Origin of the sequence: Sphingomonas sp. RIT328, assembly GCF_000632225.1 — a bacterium.
Lineage (GTDB): Bacteria > Pseudomonadota > Alphaproteobacteria > Sphingomonadales > Sphingomonadaceae > Sphingomonas > Sphingomonas kyungheensis.
Map to the genome: position 1 here is coordinate 1 of NZ_JFYV01000009.1, position 19,572 is coordinate 19,572.

Here is a 19,572-nt window from a genome sequence, read left to right on the forward strand (position 1 = left end):
GTCCATCCGGGGGCGGACCGCCAGGCGGGGGACCACCGGGCGGGCCGGACGCGTTCGGCGGCAGCGACAATGGCGCGCGTGTCCAGATGTCGCTCTATCACAGCTGGTTCTTCCGCGACGCCATTCTGCTGAAGGACGGCGGCCCGACGATCGATCTGCTGGACGGCGGGACGATCGGCGCCGGCGGACAGGCGCGTCATACCGTTCAGCTCAACGCCGGGCTGATCGACAATGGCGTCGGCCTGCGGCTGAGCGGCAATTGGAAGAGCGCCACCCGCGTCCGCACCGATGCCGGCAGCGCGGCGGGTGACCTGCGCTTCCACGCGCTGGCGACGTTCGACCTGCGGCTGTTCGCCGAACTCGCCAATCGCTTCCCCGGTCGCGGCTGGGCGCGCGGCACGCGGGTATCGCTGACCCTCGGCAACGTCCTCAACACGCGCCAGCGCGTCACCGACGCGACCGGCGCGACGCCGCTGCTCTACCAGCCCGACGCGATCGATCCCTACGGCCGCACGATCAACCTGTCGGTACGCCGGCGGCTGTGACGGCGGCGGCCGGCATCGGAAGGCGTGCGCCGTCAGGCGATCTGCCATGACGATCAGCACGTCAGCGACCCAGCCGACACCACCCGGTAAGCGCGTCCGGCGACCGGCATATCCCGCTTGCGCCGTCCGTCGCGAGCCGTCACGCTGGTGCCATGAAACGCTGGCTCCCGCTTCTCCTGCTCACCGTCGCCGCCGCTCCGGGCGGGCCGCGCGTGCCGATCCTGTCGCCCGAACGGATCAAGGCCGATGTGCACACGCTCAGCGCCGACGATTTCCACGGCCGCGGGCCGACCCAGCCGGGCGAGGCGGTGACGCTCGATTTCCTCGACAAGCGCTTCGCCGCGCTCGGTCTCAAGCCGGCGGGTGATGCGGGCTACCGTCAGACGGTGCCGCTGCTGCGCTGGACGCGCGAGGCGGCGCGGCTCGATCTGGCGATCGGCGGCGCGACGCGGGCGCTGACGCCGGGCGTCGAGGTCGCGGTGTCGTCGCGGATCGTCGGGACGACGACGCTGGCGCAGGCACCGGTGGTGTTCGTCGGCTATGGCGTGGTCGAGCCGCGGCTCGGCTATGATCCGTATCGCGGGCTCGACGTGCGCGGCAAGGTGGTGGTGGCGCTCGCCGGCGATCCGGATGTCGAGGCGGGGCGCGATCTCGGCTTCGGCGGGCGCGCGACGAGCCCCGCCTCGCGCACCAAGCTCGCCGAGGCGCAGAAACGCGGCGCCGCGGCCTTCTTCCAGATCCATGACACCTTTCCGTCGAGCTACCCGTGGCTGCAACTGGCCAAGGGCGATGCGGTGCCGGGCTATGCGCTCGACACGGGCACGGTGCCGCCCGCATTCGGCATCCGCGGCACGCTGCGCAACGACATCGGCGTCGCGATGCTGCGGCAGGGCGGGCTCGACTATGCCGCCGCCAAGCGCGCGGCGCAGGCGGCCGACTTCCGCGGCGTCGCGCTTGCCGGGGTGACGCTGTCGGGCACGGTCCAGACCAGCCTCGACCGCGCGGTCAGCCACAATGTCGTCGCGATCCTGCCGGGCAGCGATCCGGCGGCGGGCAGCATCCTCTACGGCGCGCATTGGGACGCCTATGGCGAGAACGACTTCGATCCGCCCGCCGACCGCATCCGCAACGGCGCGATCGACAATGGCACCGGTACCGCGACCTTGCTCGAGATCGCCCGCACCTTCGCGGCGGCACCGCGCACCCGCCGCTCGATCGTCTTCGCCCTGTGGACGGCGGAGGAAAAGGGGCTGCTCGGCGCGAGCTGGTATGCCGATCATCCCGCTCTGCCGCTCGCCACCACCGCGGCGCAGTTCAACCTCGACCCGCATGTCGTGCTCGGGCGGACGCGCGACCTCGAACTGATCGGCGTCGGCCGCACGCCGCTCGAGGCGGACCTCGCCCGCGTCGCGGCGACGCAGGGGCTGCGGATCGTACCCGAGGAGAATACGGAGGCGGGCTGGTATTATCGATCGGATCATTTCGCCTTCGCGCAGAAAGGCGTGCCGGGCGTCTACTTCCGCGCCGGCCGCGATCTGGTCGACGGCGGCATGGCGGCGGGCGAGCGCAAGCGCGCGCGCTACAATGCGCAATGCTATCATCAGACCTGCGACGAATATGATCCGCGCTGGGATATGACCGGCGCGGCGCAGGAGGGCAGCGTCGCTTATGCGCTCGGCCGCGAGATCGCGAACGGGCGAAACTGGCCGGGCTGGAACGCCACCGAACCCTTTGCGGCGGAGCGCGCCAAGACGGACGCGGCGCGGCGCTAGGCGCGGCGCCGGTCGTGGCCGCTGCGATCAGCCGTCCGGCGCGGCGGCGAGCAGCCGGTGCAACCGCTCGGCATCCGCGGCGGTGGCGGGATTGTAGACGATCATGCCGAGATCGGGCCGCCCTTCGACGGTGAAGGTGGCGAATTCCATCGCCAGCGGGCCGGCGACGGGATGGTGGAGGCGCTTCACCCCTTCGTTGTGCGCGACGACGTCATTGTCGCGCCACAGCCGGTCGAAATCGGGGCTGAGCGCGCTGAGTTCGGCGACCAATCCGGCTGCCGCGGCGCTGCCGCCGGCGCGGGTCATGTCGGCCCTGAAGGCGGCGACGACGAAGCGCGCGACGCTGTCCCAGTCAGCGTTGCGCGCGCGGGCCTGCGCGTTCCCGAACATCAGGCGGAGGATGTTGCGCCCGTCCGGCGGCAGAGTGGCATAATCGGTGAGCAGCAGCGTCGCCGCGCGGTTCCAGCCGACGACATCCCACATCGCCGTCTTGATGATCGCCGGGCTCAGCGTCATGCCGTCGAGCACGCGCTGCAACCGCGGCGATATGCCGTCGACCGGCCGATAGCGCGCCTCGGGCGGCCGGCCGAGGCCGAGCATATAGAGATGTTCGCGCTCCGGCTCGGTGAGCATCAGCCCCTTGGCGATACGGTCGAGCACGTCGGCGGAGGGCGCGCCGCCGCGCCCCTGTTCGAGCCAGGTATACCAGGTCGCGCTGATATTGGCGCGGCTCGCCACCTCCTCGCGGCGCAGGCCGGGGGTGCGCCGCCGGCCGCCGCCGAAGCCGAACGCCGCCGGATCGAGCCGGGTGCGGCGATCGCGCAGATAGGTGCCGAGCGGATTGTCCGCAGCGCTGGCCATGATCGATCCTGTTGTTCGTTATACCACGATACGGACACTACTTTAACAGGGTGTGCGGCGGTCCGATAGCGGCGGGACACAAGGAGAAGTCCCATGCGCATCTTCCTCACCGGTGCCACCGGTTTCATCGGCTCGCACGTCATTCCCGAACTGCTCGCCCGCGGGCATCAGGTGCTCGGTCTCGCCCGCTCGGCGGAGGGGGCGAACCGGCTCGAAGCGGCGGGGGCGGCGGTGCATCGCGGCGACCTCGACCAGCCCGAGACGCTGGCGGCCGGCGCGGCGGCGGCCGAGGCGGTGATCCATTGCGCCTTCGATCACGACTTCAGCAACTTCGTCGCCAATACCGGCAAGGACGAGCGCAACATCCTGGCGATGGGGGAGGCGCTCGCCGGGACGCGCAAGCCGCTGCTGATCACCTCGGGCGTCGGCATCGGCGCGCCGCGCGACGGCGGCCCGGCGCGCGAGGACGTGCTTAATCCGCATCATGCCAATCCGCGCATCGCCACCGAACTCGCCGGCGCGGCGCTGCTCGCGCGACGGATCGACGTGCGGACGATCCGGCTGCCGCAGGTGCATGATACGCGCAAGGCGGGGCTGATCACGCCGCTGATCGCCGAGGCGCGCCGCGCCGGCGCAATCGCCTATCTGGGCGCGGGCGAGACGCGCTGGGCGGCGGCGCATGTCAGCGATGTCGCGCGGCTGTACGCCCTGGCGCTCGACCGCGGCGAGCCGGGCGCGCGCTACCACGCCTCGGTCGAGGAGGGCGTATCGGCGCGTGCGATCGCCGAGGCGATCGGCAAGGGGACCGGCCTGCCGGTGCGCTCGATCGACGCCGAGGCGGTCGCACAGCATTTCGGCTGGATGGCGCCGTTCGCCGCGCTCGACATGACCGCGTCAAGTGCCTGGACGCGCGAGCGGCTCGGCTGGCAGCCGGGCGGCCCCGATCTGCTCAGCGACCTTGCCGCGATGGACTATGCCGGCTGACCGGACCTGCGCGGCGGATCAGTCCTGACCCTGATCCGGCGCCGCCTTGCCCGCGGCGTCACTGCCGGCGAGCATGCCGTTGAGCGTGCCGCCGGTCATGCCGAGCTCGGCCATCAGTCCGTCGATCAGCGGCCCGCCGACGCGATAGCGCATCGCCGCGGCGACCGCGGCATCGGCGAGATTGCCCTGACCCGTCGCCGCGGCTGCGTCCCCCGTGCCGCCGTCGCCGTGCAGCCCCCGCGCATCGAGGATGCTGATCCGGTCGATATTCTCGATCGGCTTGGCGGCGGCGGCGATGATCGCCGGCAGCGCGTCGAGCATCGCCTTGCGGACGAGCAGCGCGGTCTGCGCTTCGCTGAGGATATTGGTCGCCTCGTTGATCGCCGCCTGACCCGCGGCATCGACCCTGAACGCTGCCTCGCGACCTTCGGCGCGCGCCTTTTCGGCGTCCGCCTCGGCCTGTGCCTCGGTGCGCAGCGCGATCGCGCGCGCTTCGGCGGCTTCCTTCTCGGCGGAGGCGGCGACGGTGATCTGCACCGCTTCCTCCTGCGCCCGCTGGGTGGCGGCGATCACCGCGACGTTCTTGTTGCGGTTGGCGATCTCGGTCGCCTTGGCGGTGGCGACGCTTTCCTCGGCGCGGACGGCGAGGGCACGCGCCTCGTTGGCCGCCGCCGCCGCAGTCGATTCCTCCTCCGATTTCTGCGCGGTCTGCACCGCGGTGGTGATGCGGGCGATCTCGATCGTGCGGTCGCGTTCGATCGTCGCGGTCTGGATCGCACCGTCGCGCGCGATCGTCGCGGTCTTGACCACCTTGTCCGCCTCGGTCTGCGCGACGGTCTGCGCCTGCATCGCGGTGATCCGCGCGATCTCGGCGAGGCGCGTCTGCTCGGCGGTGGCGGTGGCGATCGCGGTCGCCTGTTCGGCGCGGCGGGCGGCGAGCGCCTGTTCCTGCGTCAGCCGCGCCTGTTCGGCGGCCTGCGCGATTTCGAGCGACTGGTTGTTCGCCTCCAGGTTGCGCTGCTCGATCGCGACGCGGTTGGTCGCGACGATGTCGTTGCGCGTCTTCTTGCGCTCCTCGATCGTGCGGGTCAGCACGGTCAGACCTTCGGCGTCGAAGGCGTTGTTCTCGTTGAAATGCTCGAAGGCGGTCTGGTCGAAATGGGTGATCGACACCGATTCGAGATGGAAGCCGTTCATGTCGAGGTCGGTGAGCAGCGCCTCCTGCACCTTCTGGATGAAGTCGGCGCGGTTGGCGTGGAGATGCTCCATCGTCATCGTCGCGGCGACTGAACGCAGTGCCGAGACCAGCTTGCCGTCGAGCAGCGACTTGACTGCCTCCGGACTGTTGACCGCGTTGCCGAGCGTCTGCGCGGCGGCGGCGATCGATTCGGCGTCCGGCTTGACCTTGATGTGGAACAGCCCGACCACGTCGACGCGCAGCTTGTCGAGCGTGATCAGCGCGTCCTTGTTGAGCCGCGACACCTCCAGCTTCACCGTCGTCAGCCGCACCTGCATCAGCTCGTGCAGCACCGGGATCACCATGATGCCGCCGTTGAGCACGACCTTCTCGCCGCCGAAGCCGGTGCGGATCAGCGCGACGTCCTTGGTCGCGCGGCGGTAGAGGCGGGTCAGGATGATCCCGATCACGACCAGGGCGAGCAGGACGATCCCTGCGTAGATCAGTATGTTATACAATGATGCAGGCATGAGCATATCCCCCGGCGTTCCCCCCCGTCTGTCCATCATAGGGGTTGAAGAAAGGTGTCCTCGCTGGCGAGCGCGAAGAAACGGGCGCCGTCGCGCCGGACGATCAGCACCGTTGCGCCGGCGGGGATCGCATCGGCGTCGTCGTGCGGCTCGATCAGGATGACGTGCGCCTGGCCGTGGCGATCGACGATCTTGGCGCGCGCCGGCGCGCCGCGCCGCGCGACGCCCTCGAGCACGGTGGCGCGCTGGCGGAGCAGGTCGTCGCTCGAGATCACGCTCGTCTCGAACCCCGGCATGATCCGCGCGAGCCCGTTGGCGGCGAGCGTGTTGAGCATCAGGCCGACGACCAGCGCCACACCGCTCGCCGCCGGCCCGCCGAGCGGCGCGCCGCGCAGGCTCTCGGCGAGCTGCTGGATCGCCACGCCGGCGAGCGTGAAACAGCCGAGCAGCGAGGTCAGCCAGATCAGGATCGGCAATTCGCCGCCGAGGCCGAGCCAGTCGAGCACGCCACCGTGCCCGTCCGCGCCGACGTCGCCGTCGAGATCGAGATGGCCGAGCCCGAGCCCGATCGCCTCGATCAGCCCGATGCCGATCATCACGACGAAGGCGATCGCGAAGGGCAGATAGGCGGGGGTGAGGAAGATCGCGAACATTGCCGCAGCCTATCACCCGCCCGGCTCGATGTCCCGTGCGGCGCTCTCGCCGGAACCCGGCGGCGCGCGCTGGGACTCCCACCGGGCGAAGTAAGATAGTCAAAAATTCGGCAACGATTTAGGACAGTATAGTTGGCAATAAACAGTCTGAAACGACGTAGAAACTGACGTTTTTCGGCTAATCCATTGGCTTGGATATACCCCTATCTAGTGCATCAATACCTCGGATACTTCGCCGGCACGAACGGTTGGTCGATCGGATAGGATGCCCCGCGTGGCGCGGCGAAGCATCACCAGAACGACAGGGGTTTGCGATGACGACATATAGTCTGCCGGGCGGGCGCGTCGGCCTGCTCTGCGCCGGGATCACGGCGCTGGCGATCGCCGGTTGCGTCAACCCGTCGGAGAAGATCGCGACGTCGCTCGAAGGCTATGGCTTCCAGCCGGCGCAGTCGCAATGTGTCGGCGACCGGCTGGAGGCGAATCTGTCGCTCGGCCAGCTCCAGCAGCTCGGTCGCGCCGCCCGCGCCTCGCGCGAGGGCGACACCACGCCGGGCCGGCTGACGGTGAGCGACTTCGTCCGCGTTGCCGGTCAGGTCAAGGACCCCAAGGTGCCGCTCGAAGTCGGCAAGGCCGCGGCGGCCTGCGGCATCCTCACCGACCCCGCCTCGCCATTGTGAGCGGCCATGCGCGGCGGCCGCGGTCGCCGTGCCTCGTTACGTAAAAGGGACCAAGGACCATGCAAGGTGTAGACTATGCGGGTGACACGATGGTGTCACAGACCCGCGACCTCGGCGCGCGCGCGCTCGACCTGATCGAAATCTGGGGGCCGCGCATCGTCGCGGCGCTGCTCGTGCTGGCGATCGGCTGGCTGATCGCGCGCGCGGCGAAATGGGGCGTGGCGAAGCTCGTCAACCGCACGCCGCTCGCCCATCACGCCAATGCGGCCGAGGTCGGCGACCGGCATCCCTCGTCGATCGGCGCGCAGGTCGGCGATGCGGTCTATTGGGTGGTGCTGCTGATCGCGCTGTTCCTCGCAACGCAGCCGCTCGGCCTGACCGGCGCGACCGGCCCGCTCGGCGACATGCTGCGCGGCTTCGGCGCCGCGGTGCCGCGGATCATCGGCGCCGGCCTCATCTTCTTCCTCGGCTATGTGCTCGCCAAGGTGACGAAGAAGGCGGTCGAGGCGGTGATCACCGCCAGCCATGTCGAGCGCTTCTCGACGCGGATCGGCGCCGCCGCGCCGGCCGATCCGACGATGCTGCCGCGCACCGTCGGTGCCATCGTCTTCGCGCTGATCATCATCCCGGTCGCCATCGCCGCGCTCGACACGCTCAACATCGCCGCCATCTCACAGCCCGCCACCGCGATGCTGCGCATCATCCTCGATGCGATCCCGCACGTCATCGCCGCCGGCATGATCCTCGCGGTCGCCTATGTCATCGCGCGGTTCGCGTCGCGCCTGCTGACGCAGTTCCTTGCCACCACCGCCTTCGACCGCAGCGTCGGCGCGCTGCGCCTGTTCAACACCGCACCGGGCGAGGCGCCCGCCATCGTGCCGTCCAAGGCGGCGGGGACCGGCGCGTTCGTCGCGATCCTTATCTTCGGGCTGATGGAAGCCTTTCGCCAGCTCAATTTCGCTTATGGATCGAAGATCATGGCGGAGGTGCTGGCGCTGTTCGGCCAGGTCGTCTTCGGTACGGTGATCATCGTCGCCGCGGTGATCATCGCCCGCTTCGTCGCACAGGCCATCGCGCGCAGCAGCGGCGACAGCGGCACGCGCATCGCCGCGCCGATCGTCCGGGTGGCGATCATCGTCCTCGGCACCGCGATCGGCCTGCGCTTCATGGGTCTTGCCGACGACATCATCAATCTCGCCTTCGGGCTGCTGCTCGGCGCGATCGCGGTCGCCTTCGCGCTCGCCTTCGGCCTTGGCGGCCGCGAGGCGGCGGGGCAGGCGGTACGACGGATGCTCGACGGCAGCCGTCGCGACACCCGCACGGCCGAGCGTGCCGCGGATCTCGATGCGCCGCGCGAGCCGCTTGTCTGAGGCGATCAAGAGCACCATCCCGGTTCGCCGGGATGGTGCAATGCCGTGCCCCGGTGCACGGCCGCCGTCGCCGGTCAGCCGACCCCGGTCGGTCCGTCGATGACGCGGCGGACCTTGATGGCGAGTTCGCTGCGCTTGTAGGGTTTCTGGATCAGGTCGAATTCGGCGCCGCGCGCGTCGACCCGCTCGATCGAGGATTCGGCATAACCGGTCGTCAGCAGCACGCAGATCCTTGGCCGCCGGCGCTTGACCTCGCGCGCCAGCATCACGCCGTTCGTCCCGCCCGGCATGATCAGGTCGCTGAACAGCAGATCGATAGGACCGGCGCCATCGAGCAGTTCGAGCGCGGCATCGGCATTGTCGGCGCGCAGCACGGTATATCCGAAGTCGGTGAGCACCGCCTCGGCATAGTCGCCGACGTCGACCTGATCCTCGACGACCAGCACCGTCTCATGTCCGCGCTTGTCGGCGAGCGGACGCGACGCCGGCGCGCCCTGCGGCTCCGCCGCCGCCGCCTCGCACGGGAACAGCATCCGTACCGTCGTGCCGCGCCCCTCTTCGGACGTGATGCGGAGCAAGCCGCCCGACTGTTTCATGAAGCCGTAGACCATCGACAGGCCGAGCCCGGTGCCCTTGCCCTGATCCTTGGTGGTGAAGAACGGTTCGGTGACGCGGGCGAGGATGTCCGGCGACATGCCGATGCCCTGATCGGTGATGGTCAGCATGACATAGGTGCCGGGCGCGAGTTCGCCGAAGCCCTTGTCGCCGGCCTCGATCGAGCGGTTGCTCGCTTCGATCGTGATCGTGCCGCCATCGGGCATCGCGTCGCGCGCGTTGCGCAGGATGTTGATGACGGCGAGTTCGGCCTGCGTCGGATCGATCCGGGCGTTGCAGATATGCGGATCGCTGCGCACGGCGACGGTGACCGCGCCGCCGGCGGTGCGCTCGATCAGCGGCTGGAGATGGTCGAGCAGATCGCCGAGATTGACGACGCGGCCTTGCAGTTTCTGCCGGCGCGAGAAAGCGAGCAATTGCTGGGTCAGCGTCGCGCCGCGTTCGGCGGCCTGCAGCACCGCGCGCATCGAGCGGGCCGCCTTGCGGCGGTCGAACTCGCCGTCGCGTTCGAGATTGGCGAGGATGATGTCGCCGAACCCCTGGATCACGGTAAGCAGATTGTTGAAATCATGCGCGACGCCGCCGGTGAGCTGGCCGACCGCCTCCATCGTCTGCGCCCGGCGCAGCCCTTCCTCGGCATCGCGGCGCCGCGTGACGTCGAGCTGCGAGGCGAAATGATAGACGACCCTGCCGTCGCAATCGAACACCGGCGATACGAACAAAGCGTTCCAGAAGACGGCGCCGTTCTTCTTGTAATTGAGGATCTCGACGGAGGTTTCGCGCTGCTGGCTGATCGCGCGGCGCAGCTCGGCGACGGTGTCCGGATCGGTCTCCGGCCCCTGGAGCAGCCGGCAGTTGCGGCCGATCAGTTCGTCGCGCGCATAACCGGTCATGGTGATGAAGGCGGGATTGGCGAAGACGATCGGATTGTCGTGCTGATTGGGATCGGTGACGATCATCGGCATCCGCGTCGTCGACACCGCGGCGAAGAAGATGCCGTTGCGGTCGTCCGCCATATCGTGATTGGTGACGCGTTGCAGATGCGGGGGCGGACCGCCCCGCGGCTTTTCCGGCGTTCCGTCGGCCATGGGGATCCAAGCGCTAGAGTCAGGCCGGGCCTTATGACATTGCCGGGTCGATCGGAAAACCCATCGAGATCAACGATGTTCCCGGCATAAGACGGTCGGGCTCAGAACGCCGGGTCGTCCTCGCCGGTCGTCGCGACATGGATGCCGCATTCCACCTTGTCCCAACCGCGCCAGCGGCCGGCGCGCGGGTCCTCGCCGGGCTTGACCTTGCTGGTGCACGGCGCGCAGCCGATCGACAGAAAGCCCTGCGCCTCCAGCGGATGACGCGGCAGGTCATGCTCCTCGAAATAGGCGTTGAGCTGATCCTTGTTCCAGTCGGCGAGCGGGTTGAGCTTCAACCGGCCCTCATCCTCCTCGAACCGCGGCAGGGCGGTGCGCGTCCCCGCCTGGAATCCCTTGCGTCCCGAAATCCACGCGTCGAACGGCGCCAGCGCGCGGCGCAGCGGTTCGACCTTGCGGATCTCGCAACAGCCGTCGGGATCGTAGGACCAGCGCATGCCGGTCGCATCGCGCAGCGCGAGCATGCGCGGATCGGGACGGAAGACGCGCAGGTCGGTGAGGCCGAGCCGCTCGGACAGTTCGTCCCGATAGGCCAAAGTCTCGCCGAACATCTTCTGCGTGTTGGTGAAGATTACCGGCACGTCCTTGTCGATGCTCGCCACCATATGCAGCAGCACCGCCGATTCGGCGCCGTAGGAGGAGACCGACGCGACCCGCCCGGCGAGCTCGCCGGTGAGCAGCTCGCGCAGCATCGCCGCGGCGGGCACGCCGGCGAAGCGGATCTGCATCGCCGCGGCATCGGCGGTGGTGAAGGGCGGCGCGACGTCGATCACGTCGGCCGCGCGCGCAGATTCAGCCATGGCGCAATTTCCACACCGGCACGATTCCGTCGGCGGCGGGCTGGTAGCGATAGTCGTAGCGGTCGAGGCTGCGTTGCAACGCCTCCGGATCGATCGGCGCTTCCGGCGCGAAACTGTCGAAGCCACAGCGGCGCATCAGCGGCAATTGGTCGACGAGCACATCGCCCGCCGCGCGCAATTCGCCGGTATAGCCCGCCTCGCGCAGCACGCGCGCGGCGCTGTAGCCGCGGCCGTCGCGGAAGCTCGGGAAGCTGACCTCGACCAGGGCGATCTGGCCGATCTGCGGCAGCAGCGCGCGCGCGTCCTCGCCCGCCTCGAGCCGAACCGCCGTGGCGTTGCTCTGGCCGAGGAAGGCGTCGAGCGTCACCGCCGGTTCGTCGTGCGGCTCGTCGTCGCGGAAGCGCAGCGGGGCATCAACCATAAATGGCGTCCTTGAACGGTTCGAACCCGACGCGGCGATAGGTGTCGAGAAAGCGTTCGCCCGGCTCGCGCGTCGCGAGATAGCGGTCGGTGACCCGCTCGATCGCGTCGACGACGCCATCCTCGGAGAAACCGGGACCGGTGATCTTGGCGAGGCTGACGTCCTGCGCCCCCGATCCGCCGAGCGACAGCTGGTAGTTTTCGGTGCCCTTCTTGTCGACGCCGAGGATGCCGATGTGGCCGGCGTGATGATGGCCGCAGGCGTTGATGCAGCCCGAGATCTTGAGCTTCAGCTCGCCGAGTTCGCGCTGGCGATCGGCGAAGCGGGTCGCGATCTTCTGCGCCAGCGGGATCGAGCGCGCATTGGCGAGGCTGCAATAATCGAGCCCCGGGCAGGCGATGATGTCGGTGATCAGGTCGAGGTTGGGCTCGGCGAGACCAGCCTTTGTGAGGCGACGCCATACCGCATACAGGTCGCGCTTGGCGACGTGCGGCAGGACGATGTTCTGAGCATGGGTGACGCGCAATTCGTCGAACGAATAGGCGGCGCCGAGATCGGCGAGCAGCGCGATCTGATCGGCATCGGCATCGCCGGGGATGCCGCCGATCGGCTTGAGGCTGACGTTGACGATCGCATAGCCGGGCTGTTTGTGCGCGGCGACGTTCTGGTCGAGCCAGACGGCGAAATCGGGGTCGCTGCGGTCGACGGCATCGGGCGCCGCCGGGTCGAAGGCGGGAGGCGCGAACATCGCGGTGATCCGCTCCAGCTCGGCGCGCGGCGGGTCGATGCCGAGCTGCTTGACGAGCAGGAACTCCTCCTCGACCTGGCGACGATATTCGTCGGCGCCGATCTCGTGGAGCAGGATCTTGATCCGCGCCTTGTAGATATTGTCGCGACGGCCGTAGCGATTGTAGACGCGCAGGCACGCCTCCAGATAGCTCATCAGATCGTCGGAGCCGACGAAGTCGCGCACCAGATGGCTGATCATCGGCGTGCGTCCCATGCCGCCGCCGACATAGATCGACGCGCCAAGCTCGCCGTCGCGCGTCACCAGCCGGATGCCGATGTCGTGCAGCCGCATCGCCGCGCGATCCTCCTCGGCGGCGATCACGGCGAATTTGAACTTGCGCGGCAGGTAGCTGAACTCGGGGTGGAAGGTGCTCCACTGGCGGATCAGCTCGGCCCAGGGACGGGGATCGGCGACCTCGTCCGCGGCGGCGCCGGCATATTGATCGGCGCTGATGTTGCGGATGCAATTGCCGCTGGTCTGGATCGCATGCATCTGCACCGTCGCCAGCCGCGCGAGGATGTCGGGCGTGTCGGCAAGCTTGATCCAGTTGAACTGGAGGTTCTGGCGCGTGGTGAAATGGCCGTAGCCGCGATCATAGTCGCGGGCGATGCCGGCGAGCATGCGCATCTGCCGCGAATCGAGCGTGCCATAGGGAATGGCGACGCGCAGCATATAGGCATGAAGCTGCAGGTAGAGGCCGTTCATCAGCCGCAGCGGCTTGAACTGATCCTCGCTGAGCTGGCCCGACAGGCGGCGCTCCACCTGGTCGCGGAACTCGTCGACGCGGGCATCGACGATCGCCTGGTCATATTGGTCGTATCTATACATTCTGGGTCCGGCCTTGGTTCGTGCCGATGAAGACGGGGCGGGGGTGAGACTGTGTCGGTACGGGAGACCTTTCCTCCATCGTCATCCCGGCCTGCGCCGGGATGACGATGGGGAGGGGGGCCGGCTTCCACATTCTCGCACGGGCCCGACGACCGCCGGGTACCGCTCGTCGCCCGCTCATATCACCCAGCTCCCCGCCGCCGGATCGGCCGGCCGCAAGGTCAGGTCGGGCCGCACCGTCGGGCCGAGCGCGCGGATACGGTCCTTGATATGCGCAGGCCGCGGCCCGTCGGGCGTCGCGATCGCGTCGATCAGATAGGGGACGTTGACCCGGCGCGCGCCTTCCTCGCGGCGCAGGATCGCCTCGCCCTCCTGGCCGACGTCGGCGGCGTCCTCGACGTGGCGCGACCAGCCGCTGCCGGTCCACCAGACGACGTCGCCGGTCGGCAGGTCGTTGCCGGTGAGCAGTCTCATGCCACCATCCCCTCGGCGACGCGCGCCCAGCGGGCGAGCTTGTCCTCGGCGTCGGACAGTTCGACCACCTCGCCGACGACGATGATCGCCGGGCTCTGCACCGCCTCGCGTGCCACCATCGGCCCGAGATCGGCGAGCAGGGTGCGCAGCGCGCGGCTGCCCGCGAGCGTGCCGCGTTCGAGCACCGCGACCGGCATGTCGGGCGCGACGCCGTCCGCCATCAATTTGTCGGCGATGTCGGCGGCAGTGGCGACGCCCATGTAGATGACGAGCGTGCGACCCTGTCCGGCGAGCCCCGCCCAGTCCTGATCCGCCAGCCCCTTGCACTGGCCGGCGACGAAGCTGACCGCGCTGCTGTGGTCGCGATGGGTGAGCGGCAGCATCGCCTCCGCCGCGCAGCCGAGCGCCGCCGAGACGCCGGGGATCACCTCGACCGGCAGACCGGCGGCGCGCACCGCCTCGACCTCCTCGCCGCCGCGTCCGAAGATGAACGGGTCGCCGCCCTTGAGCCGGACGACGATCGCGCCGGTCTTCACATGCGCGACGATCAGCGCGTTGATCGCCTCCTGCGGCAGCGTATGCCGCGCGCGCCGCTTCGCGACCGAGATGCGCTGCGCCTGCGGTGGCGCGATGTCGAGCACGCGCGCGTCGATCAGCCCGTCGTGGACGACGATGTCGGCGCTGCGCAGCGCCTCGACCGCGCGCACGGTGAGCAGACCGGGATCGCCGGGGCCGGCACCGACCAGGATGACGCGCCCGCGGGCATTGGGATCGAGAAGCGTGGCCATGATGGTGAGCAGATGGCGCGACGGCGGCAGCGGAACAAGCCAGCGTTGCTTGGCCGCGGACTAGGCGAACTTGGGACGGCGGCCCTTGCGCCCGTTTCACCGGTTAAAGTCATCTTCACGAAAGTTTAGCACCCCCGGTCCTAGCTGAACCGATGCAGCACGTTCAGTCCGCCGGATGTCAGGGATGTCAATCGGAGCAGCATCGCTTCGCCATCGCCATGGCGTTCCAGCCGATCGTCGATGTCGAGACCGGCAGGCCCTTCGCTTACGAGGCGCTGGTCCGCGGCGCCGACGGGGCAGGGGCGGCGGCGGTGCTGGCGCAGGTGACGCCGGACAATCGCTACGCCTTCGACCAGCAATGCCGGGTCGCGGCGATCGAGGGCGCGGTGGCGGCGGGAATCCTCGACGGCGACGCGCGGCTGTCGATCAACTTCCTGCCCAATGCCGTCTATTCGCCGCTCGCCTGCATCCAGCTGACGCTGCGCACCGCACATGCCACCGGCCTGCCGACCGACCGGCTGATCTTCGAATTCACCGAGAATGAGGAGATGGCCGACACCGCGCACGTCAAGTCGATCGTCGAATCCTATGCGGCGATGGGCTTCGGCACAGCGGTCGACGATTTCGGCGCGGGCCATGCGGGGCTCGCGCTGCTCGCCCGCTTCCAGACCGATTTCCTCAAGCTCGACATGGACCTGATCCGCGACATCGACACTAGCCTGCCGCGCCGGATGATCGTCGAAGGCGTGGTGCGGATCGCGCGGTCGCTCGGCATCACGGTGATCGCCGAGGGGATCGAGACGATCGCGGAATATGACGTGCTGCGCGGCCTCGGCATCCGCTACATCCAGGGCTATCTGCTCGCCCGACCCGGCTTCCGCTGCCTGCCGGCGGTGACGATGCCCGCCGTCCGCCACGTCACCGCGGCGTGAGCCCGGTGCGGCGGTAGAAAGCGGCGATCGCGCGCGGACCAGCAAGGCGGATGTGCGGCACGGCAAGCGTGCCGGCCAGCGCGGCGTAGCGGCGCCGGTTGGCGCGGGTGGGGCCGGCGATATGGCGGAGCATCGCCCATTTGACGCTGTCGCGCCCGCCGTCGAGGCCACCGACGTGAATCCCCGCCGACCAGCAGCGCAGGACATAGCGGCGCAGGCTGGTCAGCGTCGGCACGTCAAGCAGGATGACGCCGGTGGCGCGCGCCAGCCGCTGCGGCTGGCAGATCGCGTAATTGCCGTCGATCACCCAGCGCTCGCCGGCGATCGCCGCATCGTGCAGCGCGACGAAGTCGGCGGTGGCGCGCGGCTGCCAGTCGGTGCCGGGCAGATGGTAAAGGCGGTCGAGATGCACCACCGGCAGCTCCCGCACACGGCCGATCGCCTGCGCCAGCGTCGACTTGCCGCTGTTCGACGGTCCGATGATGCAGATACGCTGGCCAAGGGCGGTGAGGGGCATGGCCTCATCTTAGGCGCGCGCCGCGCGCCGCGGTATCAGAAGTGGCTGATCGCCGATCCAGGGATGCTTGCCGCCAATCTGTCCAGTCCCATCAGTGCTCCCGAAGGCGGGAGCCCGGTTCTCTTCTTGCATCGGGTGTTTGTTCTGCTTGGCCACTAGGTGCCCGCATGCGCGGGAAAGCCGGTGCGTTTGGCAGCCTAATGGATTGTCACAGAAGTCTCCCTTGCCGGGGCGGACCTACCCCTCCTTCAGAGATTCTTCGGGTGCCACCCTCCTCACGCGTCGCGCAGGCCGATGCCGAGGTTGGCGCGTGCGGCTTCGGCTTCGTTGCTGACCACCGGATAGGCGCAGTAGTCGGCGGCGTAATAGGCGCTCGGGCGGTGGTTGCCGCTCCAGCCGATGCCGCCGAACGGCGCGGCGGAGGAGGCGCCGTTGGTCGGGCGGTTCCAGTTGACGATGCCGGCGCGGATGCTCGCCCAGAAGCGGTCGTAGAGCGCCGGCGTCTGGCTGACCAATGCCGCGGACAGGCCGTAGCGGGTGGTGTTGGCGATGCCGATCGCCTCGTCGAAGTCGGTGGCGCGATACACCTGGAGGATGGGGCCGAACAGCTCGATGTCGGGATGCTCGGTCGCCGCGGTCATGTCGATCAGCGCCGGGGTGAGGAAGGGGCGGTCGGCGACCGGGCGTTCGAGGTGGCGGATCGGCCGGCCGCCGCGCATCAGCAGTTCGAGGAAGCTCTCGCCGAGCTGGTCGGCGACGTCATTGTCGATCACCGGCCCCATGAACGGCTGCGGATCGTCGTGCGGGCTGCCGACGATCAGCCGGCCGACCAGTCCGCAGATCGCCTCGATCAGCGGTTCGTACAGCCGCTCCTCGACGATCAGCCGACGCGCGGCGGTGCAGCGCTGGCCGGCGGTGGTGAAGGCGGACTGGATGACCAGCACCGCCGCGGAATGAAGGTCGGGCGTGTCCCAGACGAGGATCGGATTGTTGCCGCCCATCTCCAGCGCGAGGATCTTCTCGGGCTTGGTGGCGAAGGCGCGGTTGAGCGCCAGGCCGGTGCGCGCCGAGCCGGTGAACAGCAGCCCGTCGATATCGTCATGGTCGGCGAGCGCCTTGCCCTCCGCCGGTCCGCCGACGAGCAGGCGGATGCACGCTTCGGGCACGCCGGCGGCGCGGAAACAGTCGACCAGATAGGCGCCGGTCGCCGGCGTCTTCTCGGACGGCTTGAACACCACCGCATTGCCGGCGAGCAGCGCGGGGACGATATGGCCGTTGGGCAGATGCGCCGGGAAATTATACGGGCCGAGCACCGCCAGCACGCCGTGCGGCTTGTGGCGCAGCGCCATGCGGCTGCCCATCGGCGATTCGAGCCGGCGCTGCGCGCTCCGCTCGGCATAGGCGGTCACCGAAATGTCGACCTTGGCGATGACGCTGTCGACCTCGGTCCGCGCCTCCCACAGGGGTTTGCCGGTTTCTCGGGCGATCAGGTCGGCGAAGGGCTCGTGGCGCTGGCGGACGACGTTGCCGAAGCGGCGCAACGTCTCGATCCGCACGGTCAGCGGCAGCGCCGCCCATTGCGCCCAGCCGTTGCGCGCGGCGGCGACCTCGGCGTCGACATCGCCGATCGCGCCGCTCCAGAGCAGCGCGCCGGTGGCGGGTTCGTGGGAGTTGATCGCGTCAGCCATGCCTGTCCCGTCGTTTATGCGCAGCGGGTTAGGCGAATGACGGCGGGGCGGCAAGATCGGGCGTTGTAAGGCGGCAGCGCCGTATTACCATTGCGCGCATGGTCGATATCTTCTCTCTTTTTGCTCTGTCCCAGCGCATTCTAGTGGTTGCTGCAATCGGGCTATTGCCGCCGCCGGCAGATCAGGCGCGAACGCTGTCGCCACCGCCGGTGATGAGGACATACGATCCAATTGCAGGGCCCTTCATCGTCCGGTTCGGCGATCAAAGCGAGCTGACGCCAGACCAGCTGGGTGTGGTCAAGAACGCCGTCGATAACTGGATGGGGGATAGGCTGCAGGCTTTCCAGATCTGTTTTTCCCCGCCAAAAGAAATTAAATGGAAGGAAGTTTTCTTTGCTGTTGACGCCGTTGCTCACGCGTTGAAGATGAATGGCGCACGGGTCGTCACCGCTCCGAACGGCCTGCTTTGTCGATCGGCTCATCGTCCGAATTTTGGAGAGGCATACGTCGAAATAGAAGGCGTTATTTCGTTATGAGCCGCGCGCACGGCCCTGAATATATCACGGGCGTTTGCGCTCGCTCAATCCGTCTTGCCACTAGGCGAGCGCCTCGCCCATCTCGCGGATCGCCGCGACCTTGTCGTTGAGCGCGGTCCAGTCGTCCGCGGCGGCGATCGGCGCCCAGATCGCCTCGACCTCGTCGATCAGCAGGCCACAGGGTTCGCCTCGCCAGTAACGATGGTCGCGCGACGTGCGCGACGCATAACCGGCGAGCGCCGCGCGCAGCGCCTGCCAGTCCTCGCCATAGTCCGCCGGCAGCACGCCGCCGAACACGTCGAAGAAGAAACGGTCGAGCGGCACCTGCGTGGTCCGCAGCGCCCGCTCCATCGTCTGGACGAGCGCGCGGTCGGCGTCGGGCGTGTGCGGCACGACGCCGAGCCGCCAGAGCAGGGCGGCGGTGATCGCCTCCTGATAGCGCGGCGCGAAGGTTTCGAGCGTCGCGATCAGCGGGTCGCTCTCGGCGATCAGGCGCAGACTGCTGGCGAGCTGCATCACGTCCCAGTGGATCGCTTCGGGCTGGCGACCGAAGGCGTAGAGGCCGGCGTGATCGAAATAGGCGGCGGTGAAGGCGGCGTCCCAGGTCGGCGCGAACCGCCACGGACCATAGTCGAAGCTCTCGCCGGTGATGTTGATATTGTCGCTGTTGAGCACGCCATGGACGAACCCCGCCGCCATGTAGCGCGCGGCGAGCGTCGCGGTGCGGCCGACGACATGGTCGAGCAGGCGGATCGGATCGTCCGACTCCTCGCCGTAGAGGTTGGCGAGCACGTAGCGGACGAGCGCGCGCATCCCCGCCTCGTCCTGATGATAGGCGAGCCGCTGGAAGCTGCCGATGCGGATATGGCCGTGGCTCAGCCGGACGAGCACCGCCGAACGGGTCGGCGAGGGTTCGTCGCCGCGGACCAGCTCCTCGCCCGTCTCGATCAGCGACAGCGTGCGGCTGGTCGGCACGTTGAGCGCCTCGAGCATCTCGGTGGCGAGGATCTCGCGCACGCCGCCCTTGAGCGTCAGCCGACCGTCGCCGAAGCGGCTGTACGGCGTCGTGCCCGACCCCTTGGTGCCGAGGTCCATCAGCCGGCCGTCGCGATCGTGCAACTGGGCGAAGGTAAAGCCGCGGCCGTCGCCGATGTCCGGATTATACTGGCGGAACTGATGGCCGTGATAGCGCAGCGCGAGCGGCTGCGGCAGCGTGCCGGGCAGCGGCACGAAGCGGCCGAAGGCGTCGATCCATTCGCCGTCGTCGAGCGTCGCCAGCCCGACCTCGGCGGCGGCGCGATCGTTGCGGAAGCGCAGCCGCGTCGCGGGGAAGCGCGCCGCCTCGACCGGGTCCGACAGCGTGGTGCCGAGATCGAGCAGTGCGGCGGCGGGGTGGTATGCTTGCGGGTCGGTGGGCATCCGTGGATATGGAGGGCGCGCATCGCCGCGCGCAACCCCGGGAT

At 68.9% G+C, this 19,572-nt stretch carries 18 protein-coding genes and 1 pseudogene; 7 read left to right on the top strand and 12 right to left on the bottom strand.

Going from position 1 to position 19,572, the window contains the following annotated elements:
- Positions 1-545: pseudogene (locus tag BW41_RS05095) on the top strand (TonB-dependent receptor); the annotation flags it as partial.
- A 152-nt stretch (positions 546-697) separates the two neighbouring features.
- The gene (locus BW41_RS05100) at positions 698-2,317 is read left to right on the top strand and encodes a M28 family peptidase (protein WP_037532070.1); all 1,620 of its coding nucleotides are present in this window, start codon (positions 698-700) and stop codon (positions 2,315-2,317) included.
- Positions 2,318-2,344: 27 nt separating this feature from the next.
- Here the strand turns inward: BW41_RS05100 and BW41_RS05105 are convergent, their stop codons facing one another.
- Positions 2,345-3,178, bottom strand: a complete 834-nt coding sequence (locus BW41_RS05105) for a helix-turn-helix transcriptional regulator (protein WP_037532072.1) — start codon at positions 3,176-3,178, stop codon at positions 2,345-2,347.
- Positions 3,179-3,271: 93 nt separating this feature from the next.
- On the opposite strand from BW41_RS05105, the gene BW41_RS05110 reads away from it, so the two are divergent.
- Positions 3,272-4,162 carry an SDR family oxidoreductase gene (locus BW41_RS05110; protein ID WP_037532074.1) on the top strand — a complete coding sequence of 297 codons (891 nt, stop codon included), beginning with the start codon at positions 3,272-3,274 and terminating at the stop codon, positions 4,160-4,162.
- A gap of 18 nt (positions 4,163-4,180) precedes the next feature.
- On the opposite strand, the gene BW41_RS05115 is transcribed toward BW41_RS05110, so the two are convergent.
- Together BW41_RS05115 and BW41_RS05120 are read right to left on the bottom strand one after the other, a co-directional pair.
- A complete protein-coding gene (locus BW41_RS05115) occupies positions 4,181-5,869 on the bottom strand; it encodes a flotillin family protein (RefSeq protein WP_037532221.1) in 1,689 nt (562 codons plus the stop codon).
- Between the two features lie 35 nt (positions 5,870-5,904).
- Positions 5,905-6,522 carry an OB-fold-containig protein gene (locus BW41_RS05120; RefSeq protein ID WP_037532077.1) on the bottom strand — a complete coding sequence of 206 codons (618 nt, stop codon included), beginning with the start codon at positions 6,520-6,522 and terminating at the stop codon, positions 5,905-5,907.
- Positions 6,523-6,836: 314 nt separating this feature from the next.
- Between BW41_RS05120 and BW41_RS05125 the strand changes: the two genes are divergently transcribed.
- Together BW41_RS05125 and BW41_RS05130 are read left to right on the top strand one after the other, a co-directional pair.
- Positions 6,837-7,202, top strand: coding sequence for a hypothetical protein (locus tag BW41_RS05125; RefSeq protein WP_051583264.1), 366 nt, complete (start codon positions 6,837-6,839; stop codon positions 7,200-7,202).
- 89 nt (positions 7,203-7,291) lie between these two features.
- Positions 7,292-8,572: a mechanosensitive ion channel gene (locus tag BW41_RS05130; RefSeq protein ID WP_051583265.1), complete on the top strand. Its 1,281-nt coding sequence runs from the start codon at positions 7,292-7,294 to the stop codon at positions 8,570-8,572.
- Positions 8,573-8,646: 74 nt separating this feature from the next.
- On the opposite strand, the gene BW41_RS05135 is transcribed toward BW41_RS05130, so the two are convergent.
- The 6 genes from BW41_RS05135 to cobA all read right to left on the bottom strand — a co-directional run bounded on the left by BW41_RS05135 (position 8,647) and on the right by cobA (position 14,436).
- Positions 8,647-10,275, bottom strand: a complete 1,629-nt coding sequence (locus tag BW41_RS05135) for a histidine kinase famiy protein (protein ID WP_037532080.1) — start codon at positions 10,273-10,275, stop codon at positions 8,647-8,649.
- A gap of 101 nt (positions 10,276-10,376) precedes the next feature.
- On the bottom strand, positions 10,377-11,135 hold the full coding sequence (locus BW41_RS05140; RefSeq protein ID WP_037532082.1) for a phosphoadenylyl-sulfate reductase: 759 nt from the start codon (positions 11,133-11,135) through the stop codon (positions 10,377-10,379).
- The gene (locus tag BW41_RS05145) at positions 11,128-11,556 is read right to left on the bottom strand and encodes a DUF934 domain-containing protein (protein WP_037532085.1); all 429 of its coding nucleotides are present in this window, start codon (positions 11,554-11,556) and stop codon (positions 11,128-11,130) included. The genes BW41_RS05140 and BW41_RS05145 overlap by 8 nt, the downstream gene beginning before the upstream one ends.
- A complete protein-coding gene (locus BW41_RS05150) occupies positions 11,549-13,174 on the bottom strand; it encodes a nitrite/sulfite reductase (RefSeq protein ID WP_037532088.1) in 1,626 nt (541 codons plus the stop codon). Before BW41_RS05150 ends, BW41_RS05145 begins: the two co-directional genes overlap by 8 nt.
- A 177-nt stretch (positions 13,175-13,351) precedes the next feature.
- A complete protein-coding gene (locus BW41_RS05155; RefSeq protein ID WP_037532090.1) occupies positions 13,352-13,648 on the bottom strand; it encodes a DUF2849 domain-containing protein in 297 nt (98 codons plus the stop codon).
- Entirely contained in the window at positions 13,645-14,436 is a 792-nt protein-coding gene (gene cobA / locus BW41_RS05160; protein ID WP_037532092.1) for a uroporphyrinogen-III C-methyltransferase, read from the bottom strand. Before cobA ends, BW41_RS05155 begins: the two co-directional genes overlap by 4 nt.
- Before the next feature lie 218 nt (positions 14,437-14,654).
- On the opposite strand from cobA, the gene BW41_RS05165 reads away from it, so the two are divergent.
- The gene (locus BW41_RS05165) at positions 14,655-15,368 is read left to right on the top strand and encodes an EAL domain-containing protein (protein ID WP_037532095.1); all 714 of its coding nucleotides are present in this window, start codon (positions 14,655-14,657) and stop codon (positions 15,366-15,368) included.
- On the opposite strand, the gene BW41_RS05170 is transcribed toward BW41_RS05165, so the two are convergent.
- Both BW41_RS05170 and astD read right to left on the bottom strand, forming a co-directional pair.
- Positions 15,355-15,885, bottom strand: a complete 531-nt coding sequence (locus BW41_RS05170) for an ATPase AAA (RefSeq protein ID WP_037532097.1) — start codon at positions 15,883-15,885, stop codon at positions 15,355-15,357. The two genes, BW41_RS05165 and BW41_RS05170, sit on opposite strands and share 14 nt — an antisense overlap.
- 275 nt (positions 15,886-16,160) lie before the next feature.
- Positions 16,161-17,573: a succinylglutamate-semialdehyde dehydrogenase gene (gene astD, locus BW41_RS05175; RefSeq protein WP_037532100.1), complete on the bottom strand. Its 1,413-nt coding sequence runs from the start codon at positions 17,571-17,573 to the stop codon at positions 16,161-16,163.
- 98 nt (positions 17,574-17,671) lie between these two features.
- Here astD and BW41_RS20860 point away from each other — a divergent pair, with 98 nt between their 5' ends.
- Positions 17,672-18,109 (top strand): hypothetical protein, encoded by a 438-nt coding sequence (locus tag BW41_RS20860; protein WP_152542124.1) that lies wholly within the window; start codon positions 17,672-17,674, stop codon positions 18,107-18,109.
- 60 nt (positions 18,110-18,169) lie between these two features.
- Here the strand turns inward: BW41_RS20860 and BW41_RS05180 are convergent, their stop codons facing one another.
- Positions 18,170-19,528, bottom strand: a complete 1,359-nt coding sequence (locus BW41_RS05180) for a protein adenylyltransferase SelO family protein (RefSeq protein ID WP_037532103.1) — start codon at positions 19,526-19,528, stop codon at positions 18,170-18,172.
- Positions 19,529-19,572: the final 44 nt, after the last annotated feature.

What these genes read in the sequence shown, in the direction of transcription:
- BW41_RS05110 (WP_037532074.1), top strand. Translation starts at nt 3,272, where the DNA reads ATGCGCATCTTCCTCACCGGTGCCACCGGTTTCATCGGCTCGCACGTC.
- BW41_RS05120 (WP_037532077.1), bottom strand. Translation starts at nt 6,522, where the DNA reads ATGTTCGCGATCTTCCTCACCCCCGCCTATCTGCCCTTCGCGATCGCC.
- BW41_RS05100 (WP_037532070.1), top strand. Translation starts at nt 698, where the DNA reads ATGAAACGCTGGCTCCCGCTTCTCCTGCTCACCGTCGCCGCCGCTCCG.
- BW41_RS05140 (WP_037532082.1), bottom strand. Translation starts at nt 11,135, where the DNA reads ATGGCTGAATCTGCGCGCGCGGCCGACGTGATCGACGTCGCGCCGCCC.
- BW41_RS20860 (WP_152542124.1), top strand. Translation starts at nt 17,672, where the DNA reads ATGGTCGATATCTTCTCTCTTTTTGCTCTGTCCCAGCGCATTCTAGTG.
- BW41_RS05155 (WP_037532090.1), bottom strand. Translation starts at nt 13,648, where the DNA reads ATGAGACTGCTCACCGGCAACGACCTGCCGACCGGCGACGTCGTCTGG.
- BW41_RS05125 (WP_051583264.1), top strand. Translation starts at nt 6,837, where the DNA reads ATGACGACATATAGTCTGCCGGGCGGGCGCGTCGGCCTGCTCTGCGCC.
- BW41_RS05105 (WP_037532072.1), bottom strand. Translation starts at nt 3,178, where the DNA reads ATGGCCAGCGCTGCGGACAATCCGCTCGGCACCTATCTGCGCGATCGC.
- cobA (WP_037532092.1), bottom strand. Translation starts at nt 14,436, where the DNA reads ATGGCCACGCTTCTCGATCCCAATGCCCGCGGGCGCGTCATCCTGGTC.
- BW41_RS05180 (WP_037532103.1), bottom strand. Translation starts at nt 19,528, where the DNA reads ATGCCCACCGACCCGCAAGCATACCACCCCGCCGCCGCACTGCTCGAT.
- BW41_RS05130 (WP_051583265.1), top strand. Translation starts at nt 7,292, where the DNA reads ATGGTGTCACAGACCCGCGACCTCGGCGCGCGCGCGCTCGACCTGATC.
- BW41_RS05115 (WP_037532221.1), bottom strand. Translation starts at nt 5,869, where the DNA reads ATGCCTGCATCATTGTATAACATACTGATCTACGCAGGGATCGTCCTG.
- astD (WP_037532100.1), bottom strand. Translation starts at nt 17,573, where the DNA reads ATGGCTGACGCGATCAACTCCCACGAACCCGCCACCGGCGCGCTGCTC.
- BW41_RS05165 (WP_037532095.1), top strand. Translation starts at nt 14,655, where the DNA reads ATGGCGTTCCAGCCGATCGTCGATGTCGAGACCGGCAGGCCCTTCGCT.
- BW41_RS05135 (WP_037532080.1), bottom strand. Translation starts at nt 10,275, where the DNA reads ATGGCCGACGGAACGCCGGAAAAGCCGCGGGGCGGTCCGCCCCCGCAT.
- BW41_RS05150 (WP_037532088.1), bottom strand. Translation starts at nt 13,174, where the DNA reads ATGTATAGATACGACCAATATGACCAGGCGATCGTCGATGCCCGCGTC.
- BW41_RS05145 (WP_037532085.1), bottom strand. Translation starts at nt 11,556, where the DNA reads ATGGTTGATGCCCCGCTGCGCTTCCGCGACGACGAGCCGCACGACGAA.
- BW41_RS05170 (WP_037532097.1), bottom strand. Translation starts at nt 15,885, where the DNA reads ATGCCCCTCACCGCCCTTGGCCAGCGTATCTGCATCATCGGACCGTCG.